Origin of the sequence: Enterovibrio calviensis DSM 14347 (assembly GCF_000621165.1) — a bacterium.
Classification (GTDB): Bacteria; Pseudomonadota; Gammaproteobacteria; order Enterobacterales; family Vibrionaceae; genus Enterovibrio; species Enterovibrio calviensis.
This window is the reverse complement of sequence record NZ_JHZA01000022.1, coordinates 34,164-48,248: the sequence shown is the minus strand read 5'-3', so window position 1 is coordinate 48,248 and position 14,085 is coordinate 34,164. Positions and strand designations below refer to the sequence as shown.

Genomic DNA, 14,085 nt, shown 5'->3' with positions numbered 1-14,085 from the left:
TACCCCAATCAACCATTCCTTTTTGAGGTCACACCATGTTTTACCAGGATAACTTTGATGTCATCGTTGTTGGTGGTGGTCATGCAGGTACGGAAGCCGCATTGGCTGCTGCACGTATGGGTCAACAAACCCTTCTGCTGACGCATAACATCGATACATTGGGGCAAATGTCATGCAACCCAGCCATTGGCGGGATCGGAAAAGGACATCTGGTGAAAGAAGTCGACGCACTTGGTGGCCTAATGGCACGTGCAATCGACAAAGGTGGGATCCAATTTAGAACACTCAATGCATCCAAGGGCCCAGCGGTTCGTGCAACACGTGCTCAGGCTGACCGTGCTTTGTACAAGGCTGCAGTGCGTGAGACCTTGGAAAACCAACCCAATCTGATGTTATTTCAACAAGCTGTGATTGATTTGATCGTGGATCAAGATCAAGTCACCGGTGTTGTCACAGAAATGGGCCTTAAGTTTCGTGCAAAATCAGTGGTTCTGACCGTAGGAACCTTCCTTGGCGGAAAAATCCATATTGGTTTAGAGAATTACTCCGGCGGCAGAGCGGGCGATCCACCGTCTATCGCGTTGGCGGATCGTCTCCGTGAATTGCCTTTCCGTGTTGATCGCTTAAAAACAGGTACTCCGCCTCGTATCGACGCGCGTACTGTCGATTTTAGTGTGATGGAAACACAGCATGGCGATACACCTAGACCTGTATTTTCCTATATGGGAAATGCGGCTGATCATCCGCGTCAGGTGCCTTGCTATATCACCTACACCAATGAAAAAACGCATGATGTGATTCGTAATAACTTGGATCGCAGCCCTATGTATTCAGGTGTCATTGAAGGGATAGGCCCACGTTATTGCCCGTCGATTGAAGACAAGGTAATGCGCTTTGCGGACAAAGATAAACATCAGATCTTTGTAGAGCCTGAAGGTTTAACTACACACGAGTTATACCCTAATGGGATCTCCACCAGCCTGCCTTTTGATGTGCAAATGGGGATCATCCATTCGATCAAGGGATTTGAAAACGCGCGTGTGATCCGTCCAGGTTATGCGATCGAGTACGATTTCTTCGATCCACGCGATCTCAAACAAACGTTCGAAACCAAATTTATCAAAGGCTTGTTCTTTGCTGGCCAAATTAATGGCACTACAGGCTATGAAGAAGCGGCAGCGCAAGGCTTGCTTGCTGGTGCCAATGCCGCGTTGTTTGCTCAGGACAAGGAAGGTTGGTGCCCACGCCGTGATCAGGCGTACATGGGTGTATTGATTGACGATTTGTCGACCATGGGAACCAAAGAACCTTACCGCATGTTCACTTCTCGTGCGGAATATCGCCTGCTATTGCGTGAAGACAACGCTGACCTGCGCTTAACCGAAACTGGCCGTCAACTTGGCTTGGTCGATGATGAGCGTTGGGCGCGTTTCAATCAGAAATTGGAAAACATGGAACAGGAAGCTCAACGTCTTCGTGGTACGTGGATCCATCCAACGTCTGAGCATGCGCAAGCCCTTAACCAGATTCTTAAAGCGCCGTTGGCTCGTGAAGCGAATGGCGAAGAGCTCTTGCGTCGTCCGGAAGTGACGTATGACCAACTGGTGTTAAACCCAGTATTTGGTCCAGCACATGATGACCAGCAAGCGCGTGAGCAAGTGGAAACGCAAATTAAGTACGAAGGCTATATCAATCGTCAAAAAGACGAGATTGAAAAGTCTGTTCGTCATGAGAACACCTCTCTCCCTATTGAATTAGATTATAAACAAATCAAAGGGTTGTCTAACGAAGTGGTCGCGAAACTGCAGGACGCTCGTCCTGAAACAGTCGGCAAGGCGTCACGTATTTCAGGTATTACACCGGCGGCAATTTCTATCTTGCTGGTCCACCTGAAAAAACAAGGCATGCTCAAGAAGGGAGCCTGATTTTCTGTGAAACAACAACTTTCGAAACTCATTGAACAAGCAGGGATGGATATCCCTGCTCACCAACAAGACCAGTTGATTGGCTATGTTGAAATGCTCCACAAATGGAATAAAGCCTACAATTTGACCTCAGTGCGCGATCCTAACGAAATGATCATTAAGCATATTATGGATAGCATTGTAGTGAGCCAACACCTAGAAGGATCCACCTTCATCGATGTTGGCACTGGCCCAGGTTTGCCTGGTATTCCTTTAGCGATCATTAATCCAGAGAAATCATTTACCTTACTTGATAGTTTGGGCAAGCGTATTCGTTTCATCCGTCAGGTTGTTCATGAGCTTAAAATTAACAACGTGACAGCGGTACAAAGTCGTGTTGAAGACTTTCAACCAGAGGTTGGTTTTGACGGTGTATTAAGCCGCGCATTTGCCTCTATGAGTGATATGGTGAACTGGTGTCATCACTTACCAGCGGCGCACGGACACTTCCTTGCACTCAAAGGGCAAGTTGATCAAGTCGAGATTGATGAGCTTCCTTCAGATTGTTCTGTGACCGGTATCAAACCTTTGACTGTTCCCGGATTGGAAGGACAACGTCATCTAGTAATCTTGGCTAGATAGGATTACTCGACGAGGTCTACTTGTGGGAAAAGTCATAGCAATAGCAAACCAAAAAGGGGGCGTTGGTAAAACAACGACCTGTATTAATTTGGCTGCGTCGTTAGCGGCGACACAGCGTAAGGTGCTTGTTATAGACCTTGATCCACAAGGTAATGCCACCATGGCCAGTGGGGTGGACAAATATGATGTTCACGCCACTGCTTATGAGTTATTGGTGGAAGAAACCCCGTTTAATGATGTCGTAGTAACGGAAACGACGGGTGGATACCACCTGATCGCCGCCAATGGTGATGTTACTGCTGCTGAAATTAAACTCATGGAAGTGTTTGCTCGTGAAGTCAGGTTACGAAATGCGTTAGCTGACGTTCGTGAAAACTATGATTTCATCTTCATTGATTGTCCCCCTTCTCTTAACCTTCTTACAATCAACGCCATGACAGCCGCAAACTCGGTTCTGGTTCCAATGCAGTGTGAGTATTTTGCACTTGAGGGGCTGACCGCACTGATGGATACCATTAGTAAGCTTGCCAGTGTTGTTAACGCGGATTTGCATGTAGAAGGATTACTTCGAACCATGTACGATCCTCGTAATCGATTGGCCACCGAAGTATCTGATCAGATTAAGAAACATTTTGGTGATAAGGTGTACCGCACAGTTATCCCACGCAATGTTCGTCTTGCTGAAGCGCCAAGCCATGGCAAGCCTGCCATGTATTACGACAAGTACTCCAGTGGCGCAAAATCGTATTTGGCGTTGGCGGGTGAAATGTTGCGCCGTGAAGAGCAAGCCAAGCAAGCTGCTGATATTGCCAATGCGTCTTAAGGAAATTTAATGAACGCGACGAAACGTGGATTGGGCAAGGGGCTCGATGCTCTTCTTGCGACCAGTGCAAAAGCGCAGGCGCGTGTTGATCTCAATGTCGATACCCGTGAAGCTGTTAATAACAGTGAATTACAGCACTTATCACTGAGTGTGTTGCGTCCTGGTGTCTATCAGCCTCGCCAAGACATGGCGCCTGAGGCTCTTGATGAATTAGCGGAATCCATTAAAGCGCAAGGTATTATTCAGCCATTGGTTGTTCGTCAACTCGACAATCACCAATATGAAATTATTGCTGGAGAGCGTCGTTTTCGTGCGGCTAAACTCGCTGGACTTACCCATGTCCCTTGTTTGGTTCGTGAACTTAACGACAAAGCGGCCAGCGCCATTGCCTTGATTGAGAACATTCAACGTGAAGATCTCAATGCGATGGAAGAAGCTGAGGCGCTTAATCGACTCATTCAAGATTTTACGTTAACGCATCAGCAATTGGCTGAGGCGCTCGGTAAGTCTCGCACCACGATCAGTAATCTATTGAGATTGAATGGATTGGAAGTCGGTGTGAAAAAGCTGCTGGCAGGCCGTCAGATTGAAATGGGGCATGCTCGCGCATTACTGTCGCTAGAAGGTGAGGCGCAAATTGAAGCTGCGCTTGTGTCTGTGAATAAGAAACTCACAGTGAGACAAACTGAAGCGCTAGTGAAGAAATTGCTAACACCTGAGATAGAAAAGACGTCCGAGCCGTTATCTGACGATTTCATTGCATTGCAAGATAGGCTGTCAAATAAGCTTGGAACCAAGGTTTCTTTGTCTCAAGGAAAAAGTGGTAGCGGTAAACTCGTTATCAACTTTGATCAAAACGAAAAACTTATGCAAATCCTTGCAATTCTCGAAGAGAAATTGTGACGCAACGCGTTGGGTTTTTGTTACATATTTTTGCTTACTGTGATCAGGTTACCCTGTTGTAAAATTTAGCCTCTCTTTTTGCTGTCATGAGATTGCATTCAAAAGGGTGACCCGTATAATTTTCGCAGTTTTCCCAGCACGACGAAGGTGCTAAGAGGAAAGGAATCGAGGAACGAATACATGGTATCGACGCTCACGCGACCAGGTCGCAAGCTTGCGAAAAGGTTGCTGCTGTTACAGGTGTGCGTCGTGTTAGCAACGGCAATCTTGATGGTGACCACCATCAATGTCGACTGGGGAATTTCCGCACTCATAGGCGGTGGCATCTTTGTGGTAGCCAACGCAGCCTTTGCATTGTGTGCATTCCTATTTAGTGGAGCAAGAGCGGCCAAGCTTGTTGTAGCATCATTCTACAGCGGTGAAGTCCTCAAAATTCTACTGACCGTCGTTTTATTTTCCGTTGTTTACCTGTATGCCGAGGTGGAACTTGTTCCCCTCAAACTGACCTATTTGCTGGTACTTGGAATTAATATCCTTGCGCCAGTTTTATTCATTAACAACAACAAATAGGATGAGTTATGGCTGCGTCAGGTGAAGCGCTTACACCGTCAAGTTATATCTCTCACCACTTAACTAACTTGTCTACGGACAAATTAGGCTTAGTGGAAGAAGGTAGTTTTTGGGCGGTGCACATTGATAGCCTGTTTTTCTCTGTTTTGATCGGTGCAGGCTTTTTGTGGCTGTTCCGCTCAGTAGCAAAGAAAGCAACAACCGGAGTACCAGGCAAGCTTCAGTGTTTTGTGGAAATGTTGGTAGAGTTCGTTGATGAGAACGTTCGCGAAACCTTCCATGGAAAGAATCCACTGATTGCACCTCTGGCTCTCACCATTTTCGTTTGGATATTCTTGATGAATACGATGGACCTTGTTCCTATCGATTTTATTCCTTATCCAGCGGAACAGCTCGGTATTCCTTACATGAAGGTAGTACCTACGGCTGATGTAAACATCACCTTGGCAATGGCGCTAGGCGTTTTCTTCTTGATGATTTATTACAGCATCAAGATCAAAGGCTTGGGCGGCTTCGCGAAAGAACTGGCACTTCACCCGTTCAATCACCCAATTATGATTCCATTCAACCTGCTTCTTGAAGTGGTATCGCTGCTAGCGAAACCAATTTCACTGGGTATGCGTTTGTTCGGTAACATGTTTGCAGGTGAGGTGGTATTTATCCTTATTGCGGCGCTTCTGCCGTGGTGGGCGCAATGGTTGGGTTCATTACCGTGGGCAATCTTCCACATTTTGGTTATTACCATCCAAGCGTTCGTCTTTATGATGTTGACTATCGTGTACCTGTCTCAGGCACATGAAGAATCACATTAATACGTTTTAGTAAGCAACTTTGTTCGACCTTCCGGCATATAAGCCGACAACAAGAAACTGGAGATAGTGATGGAAACTTTATTGAGCTTTTCTGCAATTGCCGTTGGCATCATTGTAGGTCTTGCTTCCCTAGGTACTGCGATTGGCTTCGCACTGCTTGGTGGTAAATTCCTTGAGGGTGCTGCGCGTCAACCAGAAATGGCACCAATGCTGCAAGTTAAGATGTTCATCATCGCTGGTCTGCTTGATGCTGTACCTATGATCGGTATCGTAATTGCTTTGCTGTTCACTTTCGCAAACCCATTTGTAGGTCAACTGGCTGGCTAATTTAGCTGAACGGATCCTGTATAGCTAACTAGTGAGGAGTCGCTGTTGTGAATATAAACGCAACTCTGTTTGGTCAGGCAATCGCGTTTTTTATGTTTGTTGTGTTCTGCATGAAATATGTATGGCCACCAATCATGCAAGCGATTGAAGAGCGTCAGAAGAAAATTGCTGACGGTCTAGCAGCCGCTGAACGTGCTGCAAAAGACCTGAACTTGGCCCAGGCGAATGCTTCCGATCAATTGAAAGAAGCAAAGCGCTCTGCAACTGAGATCATCGAACAGGCAAACAAGCGTAAAGCACAAATTATCGACCAAGCCCGCGAAGAAGCTACTGCTGAACGCGCAAATATCCTTAACCAAGGACAGGCTGAACTCGAAGCTGAACGTAACCGTGCCCGTGATGAACTGCGTAAACAAGTTGCAACTCTGGCCGTGATCGGTGCCGAGAAGATCCTGGAGCGCTCTATTGATGAGTCTGCTCATAGAGATATTCTCGATAAAATCACTGCAGAACTTTAAGAAGGAGGGGCCGCAATGTCTGAATTGACAACTATCGCACGCCCCTACGCTAAAGCAGCCTTCGATTTAGCAGTAGAGAAAGGCGAATTGGACCAATGGTCTGAGATGCTGACATTTGCTGCAGAAGTTGCCCGCAATGAAACCATCGTTGATTACATCGGTGGTATGCATTCAGCTGAGAAGTTGACTGAGATATTTGTCTCTGTGTGTGGCGAACAGCTCAATGAACTTGGCCAAAACCTGATTAAGGTAATGGCTGAGAATGGTCGCCTCAAAGCGTTACCAGAAGTATGTACCCAGTTTTTGGCTCTTCGCCAAGAATATGAGAAGCAGGTAGATGTTGATGTCTTTTCTGCTGTCGCGCTTGATCAAGCGCAACTGGATACTATCGCCGGTAAACTTGAAGCCCGCCTTGAGCGCAAAGTGAAGCTGAACTGTAGTGTAGACGAGACCCTGGTTGCCGGGGTTGTGATTCGAGCTGGAGACTTGGTCATCGATAACTCAGTAAGCGGTCGTATCCGCCGTCTGAGCGATGCATTGCAGTCTTGATTTGGGGAATTGGAGCATGCAACTTAATTCCACGGAAATTAGCGATCTGATCAAACAACGTATTGAAAAATTCAACGTTGTAAGTGAAGCACGCAACGAAGGTACCATCGTGTCAGTCAGTGACGGTATCATTCGCATCCATGGCCTTGCAGATGCTATGCAAGGGGAAATGATTGAACTACCTGGCAACCGTTTTGCACTCGCGCTTAACCTTGAGCGTGATTCTGTAGGTGCGGTTGTCATGGGTCCTTATGCCGACCTTCAGGAAGGCATGAAAGTGACCGGTACTGGCCGCATTCTTGAAGTGCCAGTAGGTCCTGAACTGTTAGGCCGTGTCGTGAACACTCTCGGCGAGCCTATTGATGGTAAAGGTCCAATCGACGCGAAATTGACTTCTCCTGTAGAAGTGATTGCACCGGGTGTAATCGCTCGTCAATCGGTCGATCAACCGGTACAAACTGGTTATAAAGCAGTCGATGCTATGATCCCAATCGGCCGTGGTCAGCGTGAGCTGGTTATCGGTGACCGCCAGACAGGTAAAACTGCAATGGCAATCGATGCGATCATCAACCAGAAAAACTCGGGTATCTTCTCTATCTATGTGGCTATCGGCCAGAAAGCGTCAACCATTGCTAACGTGGTTCGCAAACTGGAAGAGCACGATGCACTGAAAAACACCGTCGTTGTTGTTGCGTCAGCGTCTGAAGCTGCTGCACTGCAATACCTTGCTCCTTATGCAGGTTGTGCGATGGGTGAATACTTCCGTGACCGCGGTGAAGATGCGCTGATCGTATATGATGATCTGTCTAAGCAAGCTGTTGCTTACCGTCAGATTTCTCTATTGCTACGTCGTCCACCAGGCCGTGAAGCATTCCCAGGTGATGTTTTCTATCTCCACTCACGTTTGCTTGAGCGTGCAGCACGTGTAAATGCTGACTACGTTGAAAAGTTCACCAACGGTGAAGTGAAAGGTAAAACCGGTTCTTTGACCGCGCTACCTATCATTGAAACCCAAGCGGGTGACGTATCTGCATTCGTACCAACCAACGTTATCTCGATCACTGATGGTCAGATCTTCCTACAGTCTGAACTGTTCAACTCTGGTATTCGTCCAGCGGTTGACCCAGGTATTTCAGTATCTCGTGTAGGTGGTTCTGCTCAGACCAAGATCATTAAGAAACTGTCTGGTGGTATCCGTACGGCATTGGCACAGTACCGTGAATTGGCGGCATTCGCGCAATTCTCGTCTGACCTTGATGAAGCAACGAAGAAACAGCTTGATCACGGCCAGAAAGTGACTGAGTTGATGAAGCAGAAGCAATACGCACCAATGTCTGTTTTTGAACAAGGCGTGGTGATTTTTGCAGCAGAAAAAGGCTATTTGACAGACGTTGCTCTGGATAAGCTGGCTGATTTCGAAGCTGCTCTGCTTGCATATGCTAAGGCACAGTATGCCGAGCTGGTTGCTCTGATCGATGAGAAGGGTGATTACAACAGCGATATTGAAGCGCAACTGACTAAGTTGGTTGAAGACTTCAAGGCAACTCAAACCTGGTAATGCGTAGAAGGCCGCCTTTGCGGCCTTCTAACAACGGAGAGTAACGATGGCCGGCGCAAAAGAAATTCGTAACAAGATCGGAAGTGTGAAAAGCACACAGAAGATCACCAAAGCGATGGAAATGGTTGCCGCTTCTAAAATGCGTCGTTCGCAAGACGCTATGGAAGCCTCCCGTCCATACGCGACTACTATGCGCAAAGTGATCGGTCATGTCGCCCTTGGTAAATTAGAGTATCGCCATCCATATCTGGAAGAGCGAGAAGCCAAGCGCGTCGGTTACATCATCGTATCTTCAGATCGTGGTCTGTGTGGTGGCTTGAACATTAACTTGTTCAAACGTGCCATCAATGGGATGCAGGAGTGGACTCAAAATGGTGCAGACGTTGATACTGCCCTGATTGGTTCTAAAGCTTCAGCATTCTTTGGCAGCTACGGTGCGCAAGTATCCGCTCAAACTTCGGGTCTAGGTGATAACCCAGCACTTGAGGATTTGATTGGTACTGTTGGCGTTATGCTGAAGAAATATGATGAAGGCCAGCTGGATCGCTTGTATCTGGTGTACAACAAGTTTGTAAACACCATGACGCAAGAGCCAGTGATCGATCAATTGCTGCCTTTGCCTAAGTCAGAAGACGAAGAAATGAAACGCAGCCACTCTTGGGATTATATCTATGAGCCCGAGCCAAAACCGCTGCTAGATACCTTGTTGGTTCGCTATGTCGAATCTCAAGTTTATCAAGGTGTGGTTGAGAACTTAGCGTGCGAACAAGCGGCGCGAATGGTTGCGATGAAGGCTGCAACAGATAATGCAGGTGACATCATTGATGATCTGCAACTGGTGTATAACAAAGCCCGTCAGACTGCAATTACACAAGAGCTCTCGGAGATTGTCTCCGGTGCAGCTGCGGTGTAAGGCAAGGGCCAACGAAATATTTTTAGAGGAATAACGATGGCTACAGGTAAGATCGTTCAGATCATCGGTGCGGTAGTCGACGTAGAGTTTCCACAGGAGTCGGTACCTCAGGTATATGACGCCCTGGACGTGAAACGTGAAGGCGAGCGTCTGGTGCTGGAAGTTCAGCAGCAGCTGGGTGGTGGTATCGTCCGTACCATCGCGATGGGTTCGTCAGATGGTCTGCGTCGTGGACTGGAAGTAGAGAACACAGGCAAGCCAATTGAAGTACCAGTAGGTACTGCAACCCTAGGTCGTATCATGAACGTTCTAGGTGACTCAATCGACGAGCGTGGCGAGATTGGTGAAGAAGAGCGTTACTCTATTCACCGTGAAGCGCCAAGCTACGAAGAACAATCAAACGCGACTGAACTGCTGGAAACCGGCGTTAAAGTTATCGATTTGATGTGTCCGTTCGCCAAAGGCGGTAAAATCGGTCTGTTCGGTGGTGCTGGTGTAGGTAAGACCGTTAACATGATGGAACTTATCAACAACATCGCACTTCAGCACTCTGGTTTATCAGTGTTTGCAGGCGTAGGTGAGCGTACTCGTGAGGGTAACGACTTCTACTTTGAAATGCAGGAAGCCGGTGTTGTAAACATCGAGAACCCAGCAGAATCAAAAGTAGCCATGGTTTACGGTCAGATGAACGAGCCACCAGGTAACCGTCTGCGCGTAGCGTTGACTGGCCTGACTATGGCAGAGAAGTTCCGTGACGAAGGTCGTGACGTACTTCTGTTCGTTGATAACATCTATCGTTACACCTTGGCAGGTACTGAAGTATCAGCACTGCTAGGTCGTATGCCTTCTGCGGTAGGCTACCAGCCTACGCTAGCGGAAGAGATGGGTGTTCTTCAAGAGCGTATCACGTCAACCAAGAGTGGTTCTATCACATCTGTTCAGGCCGTATACGTTCCTGCGGATGACTTGACTGACCCATCTCCTGCGACCACGTTTGCACACTTGGATGCAACCGTTGTTCTTTCACGTAACATCGCCTCTATGGGTATGTATCCAGCAATCGATCCACTGGATTCAACATCTCGTATGTTGGACCCACTGGTAGTTGGTCAAGAGCATTATGATGTTGCCCGTGGCGTGCAGTCTGTACTGCAGCGCTATAAAGAGCTGAAAGACATCATTGCTATCCTAGGTATGGATGAGCTGTCAGAAGACGATAAGCTGGCCGTATCTCGTGCGCGTAAGATTGAGCGTTTCTTGACTCAGCCTTACCATGTAGCGGAAGTCTTTACTGGTCAACCAGGTGTTTACGTTTCGCTGAAAGACACCATCTCTGGCTTTAAAGGCATGATGAGTGGCGAGTATGACGATATCCCCGAGCAGGCATTCCTGTACTGTGGCGCTATCGAAGAAGTCCTCGAAAAAGCGAAGAACCTGTAACGGTTGTTAGGAGGCGATATGGCAGCGATGACCTTCCATCTGGATGTGGTAAGCGCGGAAAAGCAAATGTTTTCTGGTCGAGCTGAAGCTATTCAGGTAACTGGTAGCGAAGGTGAGCTGGGTATTTACCCAAGCCACACCCCGCTGCTGACCGCCATTACGCCAGGCATGATCCGCATCACTAAACAACATGGCCATGAAGAGGTAATTTACCTTTCTGGTGGTATGTTGGAAGTGCAGCCAAACACAGTCACTGTGTTGGCTGACACCGCGATTCGCGGTGACGATTTGGATCAAGCAAAGGCAGAAGAAGCGAAGCGCCGTGCAGAGGATCGCATCCTCAATAAACACGGTGATATGGACTTTGCTCAGGCGGCCAGTGATCTGGCCAAAGCGATTGCCCAGCTTCGAGTGATCGAGCTGACCAAAAAGGCACGCTAATATCCGGTCGGATAAACAAGCCAAAAATAAAAGGCGACCAAGTTGGTCGCCTTTTTTATGAACAAATGTCTCAAAGTTGCTGGTTTATTGAGACATAGTGACGGAAATATTTCTTATTTTTGTAATTTGAATCCCGTCTCTTACGCTAAATCGCTACAATGCACGACAATTAAACTTGAAGTTGATACTGAGCAATAAGGATACCTCTTCTCATGAATTTCAGCGCTGTGATTCTTGCCGCGGGTAAAGGAACCCGCATGTACTCTAATTTGCCTAAAGTGCTGCACACTTTGGCAGGCAAGCCTATGGTCAAACACGTCATCGATACGTGTTGCTCGCTTGGTGCTCAAGACTTGCATCTGGTTTATGGGCATGGTGGTGATGACATGAAAGCCGCTTTGGCAGAAGAGCCTGTCAATTGGGTGCTCCAGGCTGAGCAGCTGGGTACTGGGCATGCAGTCAATCAAGCCGCATCAGAATTTAAAGATGACGAACAAATCCTTATTCTTTATGGGGATGTCCCGCTGATTTCAGAGCAGACCGTTGAAAACTTGCTAGACGCCCAACCTAACGGTGGCATAGCGCTTCTGACTGTGGTGCTTGACGATCCGTCTGGTTACGGACGAATTGTTCGTCGTAACGGTCCCGTGGTTGCAATTGTTGAAGACAAAGATGCTTCTCAAGAGCAGAAGCTGATCAAGGAAATTAACACTGGCGTGATGGTCGCAACAGGACGTGATTTACGTCGCTGGCTATCGGCGCTTAAGAACGAGAACGCACAAGGTGAATACTACCTTACTGACGTGATAGCGATTGCTCACGACGAAGGTCGCGCTGTAGAAGCTGTTCACCCTGAAAGTGCCATTGAAGTAGAAGGCGTCAATAACCGTATTCAGCTTGCTCGTCTAGAGCGAGCTTTCCAAGCGGCGCAAGCCGAGAAATTATTGGAAAGTGGCGTGATGCTGCGTGACCCAGCGCGTTTCGATCTTCGTGGTCAGCTTCAATGCGGCACCGATGTTGAAATCGATGTAAACGTGGTCATTGAAGGCACTGTAACCTTGGGCGACAACGTGGTTATTGGTGCTGGCTGTGTGCTCAAAGATTGTGAAATTGATGATAATACCGTGGTTCGACCTTACAGCGTGATTGAGGGAGCCTCTGTGGGTGAAGAGTGCACCGTTGGGCCGTTTGCACGTTTACGTCCAGGCGCTGAACTGGTGGGCGACTCTCACGTTGGTAACTTTGTTGAAGTGAAAAATACACGCCTAGGCAAAGGGTCAAAAGCTAATCACTTGACATACCTCGGTGATGCAGATATTGGCGATCGTGTGAATATTGGCGCAGGCACCATCACTTGCAACTATGACGGCGCAAACAAATTCAAGACTGTTATTGAAGATGATGTGTTTGTGGGCTCTGACAGCCAATTGGTTGCCCCTGTAACCATTAAAAAAGGCGCAACGATTGGTGCTGGCACAACAGTGACCGCGAGTGTTGATGAAGGGCAGCTAGTCATTACACGCGCCAAGTCCCGAGCAATTGATGGTTGGAAGCGTCCAACGAAGCAAAAATAAGCCCGGTTAATACCCGAAAAACACCGCATTTGCGGTGTTTTTTTGTTTGGTTGTTCAAAACATCGGCAAACGAAAAATAGGGGGTTGACGCCTTTCCTATTCCGCAATACTATACGCGCCTCAGTTGGGATATCGCCAAGCGGTAAGGCAGCGGCTTTTGATGCCGCCATTCCCTGGTTCGAATCCAGGTATCCCAGCCAATGCGCGCGTAGCTCAGCTGGATAGAGTACCTGGCTACGAACCAGGCGGTCGGAGGTTCGAATCCTCCCGCGCGCACCATCTTTTTCCTTTATCGGAAAAGATGAGAGAGTAAAACTAGGTTTGCGGAAGTGGCGAAATTGGTAGACGCACCAGATTTAGGTTCTGGCGCCGCAAGGTGTGAGAGTTCAAGTCTCTCCTTCCGCACCATTTATTAAAGGGTCATGCTTTTAGCGTGACGCTGTTGGGATATCGCCAAGCGGTAAGGCAGCGGCTTTTGATGCCGCCATTCCCTGGTTCGAATCCAGGTATCCCAGCCATATTTTGGCAAGGCTACGTAGCTCAGTTGGTTAGAGCACATCACTCATAATGATGGGGTCACAGGTTCGAATCCCGTCGTAGCCACCATTTATTCTGAAAATAATGAGTCGATAGACTTATTACTTTCAAACAGACTGACACACTACCAAGTGTCTAGAGTGCTAAACTCAGAGTCTGAGCAAAACATGCGGTGGTGGCGGAATTGGTAGACGCGCTAGCTTCAGGTGCTAGTGTCCTAACGGATGTGAGGGTTCAAGTCCCTCCCTCCGCACCAGATTTACTATTCTTTTAGAGAAAGAATAGGCAAAAAGAAATACGCGGAAGTGGCGAAATTGGTAGACGCACCAGATTTAGGTTCTGGCGCCGCAAGGTGTGAGAGTTCAAGTCTCTCCTTCCGCACCATATTAAAGAGCAGGCTAATAGCCTGCTCTTTTTTTTGCCTATTTTTTGCGTCCAAATCCCTGCCTTCATTATGTAATCTCTCGGTATAATTATATTTTTTGTGGAGCCGATCATTGTAGTGGTGATTTGTCTCGCATTTCAGCCTTGAAATTTATTCTATTACGCATATTATCTTTCGAAACGAAAGTTT

General features: G+C 47.6%; 14 protein-coding genes and 7 tRNA genes. All 21 read left to right on the top strand.

The features are described 5' to 3' along the window. Positions 1 to 35: 35 nt before the first annotated feature. Entirely contained in the window at positions 36 to 1,925 is a 1,890-nt protein-coding gene (gene mnmG / locus Q365_RS0116805; protein ID WP_028024437.1) for a tRNA uridine-5-carboxymethylaminomethyl(34) synthesis enzyme MnmG, read from the top strand. Positions 1,926 to 1,931: 6 nt separating this feature from the next. Next, positions 1,932 to 2,546 (top strand): 16S rRNA (guanine(527)-N(7))-methyltransferase RsmG, encoded by a 615-nt coding sequence (gene rsmG / locus Q365_RS0116800; protein WP_028024436.1) that lies wholly within the window; start codon positions 1,932 to 1,934, stop codon positions 2,544 to 2,546. Between the two features lie 22 nt (positions 2,547 to 2,568). After that, positions 2,569 to 3,369 (top strand): ParA family protein, encoded by an 801-nt coding sequence (locus tag Q365_RS0116795; protein WP_028024435.1) that lies wholly within the window; start codon positions 2,569 to 2,571, stop codon positions 3,367 to 3,369. 9 nt (positions 3,370 to 3,378) lie between these two features. After that, complete coding sequence (locus tag Q365_RS0116790; protein ID WP_028024434.1) at positions 3,379 to 4,272, top strand: ParB/RepB/Spo0J family partition protein; 894 nt, start codon at positions 3,379 to 3,381, stop codon at positions 4,270 to 4,272. Between the two features lie 180 nt (positions 4,273 to 4,452). Next, entirely contained in the window at positions 4,453 to 4,842 is a 390-nt protein-coding gene (locus Q365_RS0116785; RefSeq protein ID WP_017010589.1) for a F0F1 ATP synthase subunit I, read from the top strand. 8 nt (positions 4,843 to 4,850) lie between these two features. After that, positions 4,851 to 5,654 carry a F0F1 ATP synthase subunit A gene (gene atpB / locus Q365_RS0116780; RefSeq protein WP_028024433.1) on the top strand — a complete coding sequence of 268 codons (804 nt, stop codon included), beginning with the start codon at positions 4,851 to 4,853 and terminating at the stop codon, positions 5,652 to 5,654. A 69-nt stretch (positions 5,655 to 5,723) separates the two neighbouring features. Further along, the gene (gene atpE / locus Q365_RS0116775; RefSeq protein ID WP_005372317.1) at positions 5,724 to 5,981 is read left to right on the top strand and encodes a F0F1 ATP synthase subunit C; all 258 of its coding nucleotides are present in this window, start codon (positions 5,724 to 5,726) and stop codon (positions 5,979 to 5,981) included. A 47-nt stretch (positions 5,982 to 6,028) separates the two neighbouring features. Beyond that, positions 6,029 to 6,499, top strand: coding sequence for a F0F1 ATP synthase subunit B (gene atpF, locus Q365_RS0116770; RefSeq protein WP_028024432.1), 471 nt, complete (start codon positions 6,029 to 6,031; stop codon positions 6,497 to 6,499). A gap of 15 nt (positions 6,500 to 6,514) precedes the next feature. Beyond that, on the top strand, positions 6,515 to 7,048 hold the full coding sequence (gene atpH, locus Q365_RS0116765) for a F0F1 ATP synthase subunit delta (protein ID WP_028024431.1): 534 nt from the start codon (positions 6,515 to 6,517) through the stop codon (positions 7,046 to 7,048). Positions 7,049 to 7,064: 16 nt separating this feature from the next. Beyond that, on the top strand, positions 7,065 to 8,606 hold the full coding sequence (atpA, locus tag Q365_RS0116760; protein WP_028024430.1) for a F0F1 ATP synthase subunit alpha: 1,542 nt from the start codon (positions 7,065 to 7,067) through the stop codon (positions 8,604 to 8,606). Positions 8,607 to 8,652: 46 nt separating this feature from the next. Next, positions 8,653 to 9,519 (top strand): F0F1 ATP synthase subunit gamma, encoded by an 867-nt coding sequence (atpG, locus tag Q365_RS0116755; protein ID WP_028024429.1) that lies wholly within the window; start codon positions 8,653 to 8,655, stop codon positions 9,517 to 9,519. A 36-nt stretch (positions 9,520 to 9,555) separates the two neighbouring features. Then, positions 9,556 to 10,959: a F0F1 ATP synthase subunit beta gene (atpD, locus tag Q365_RS0116750; protein ID WP_028024428.1), complete on the top strand. Its 1,404-nt coding sequence runs from the start codon at positions 9,556 to 9,558 to the stop codon at positions 10,957 to 10,959. Between the two features lie 18 nt (positions 10,960 to 10,977). After that, complete coding sequence (locus Q365_RS0116745; RefSeq protein WP_028024427.1) at positions 10,978 to 11,400, top strand: F0F1 ATP synthase subunit epsilon; 423 nt, start codon at positions 10,978 to 10,980, stop codon at positions 11,398 to 11,400. Between the two features lie 212 nt (positions 11,401 to 11,612). After that, positions 11,613 to 12,974: a bifunctional UDP-N-acetylglucosamine diphosphorylase/glucosamine-1-phosphate N-acetyltransferase GlmU gene (gene glmU, locus Q365_RS0116740; protein WP_028024426.1), complete on the top strand. Its 1,362-nt coding sequence runs from the start codon at positions 11,613 to 11,615 to the stop codon at positions 12,972 to 12,974. A gap of 125 nt (positions 12,975 to 13,099) precedes the next feature. Further along, positions 13,100 to 13,174, top strand: a tRNA-Gln gene (locus Q365_RS0116735). 2 nt (positions 13,175 to 13,176) lie between these two features. Beyond that, positions 13,177 to 13,253: transfer RNA gene (locus Q365_RS0116730), tRNA-Arg, on the top strand. A gap of 44 nt (positions 13,254 to 13,297) precedes the next feature. Continuing rightward, positions 13,298 to 13,382, top strand: a tRNA-Leu gene (locus tag Q365_RS0116725). Positions 13,383 to 13,417: 35 nt separating this feature from the next. Beyond that, positions 13,418 to 13,492: transfer RNA gene (locus Q365_RS0116720), tRNA-Gln, on the top strand. A gap of 11 nt (positions 13,493 to 13,503) precedes the next feature. After that, positions 13,504 to 13,580 (top strand) — tRNA-Met (locus Q365_RS0116715). A 100-nt stretch (positions 13,581 to 13,680) separates the two neighbouring features. Beyond that, positions 13,681 to 13,767 (top strand) — tRNA-Leu (locus Q365_RS0116710). Positions 13,768 to 13,810: 43 nt separating this feature from the next. After that, a tRNA-Leu gene (locus Q365_RS0116705) sits at positions 13,811 to 13,895 on the top strand. The last annotated feature ends 190 nt before the right edge of the window (positions 13,896 to 14,085 follow it).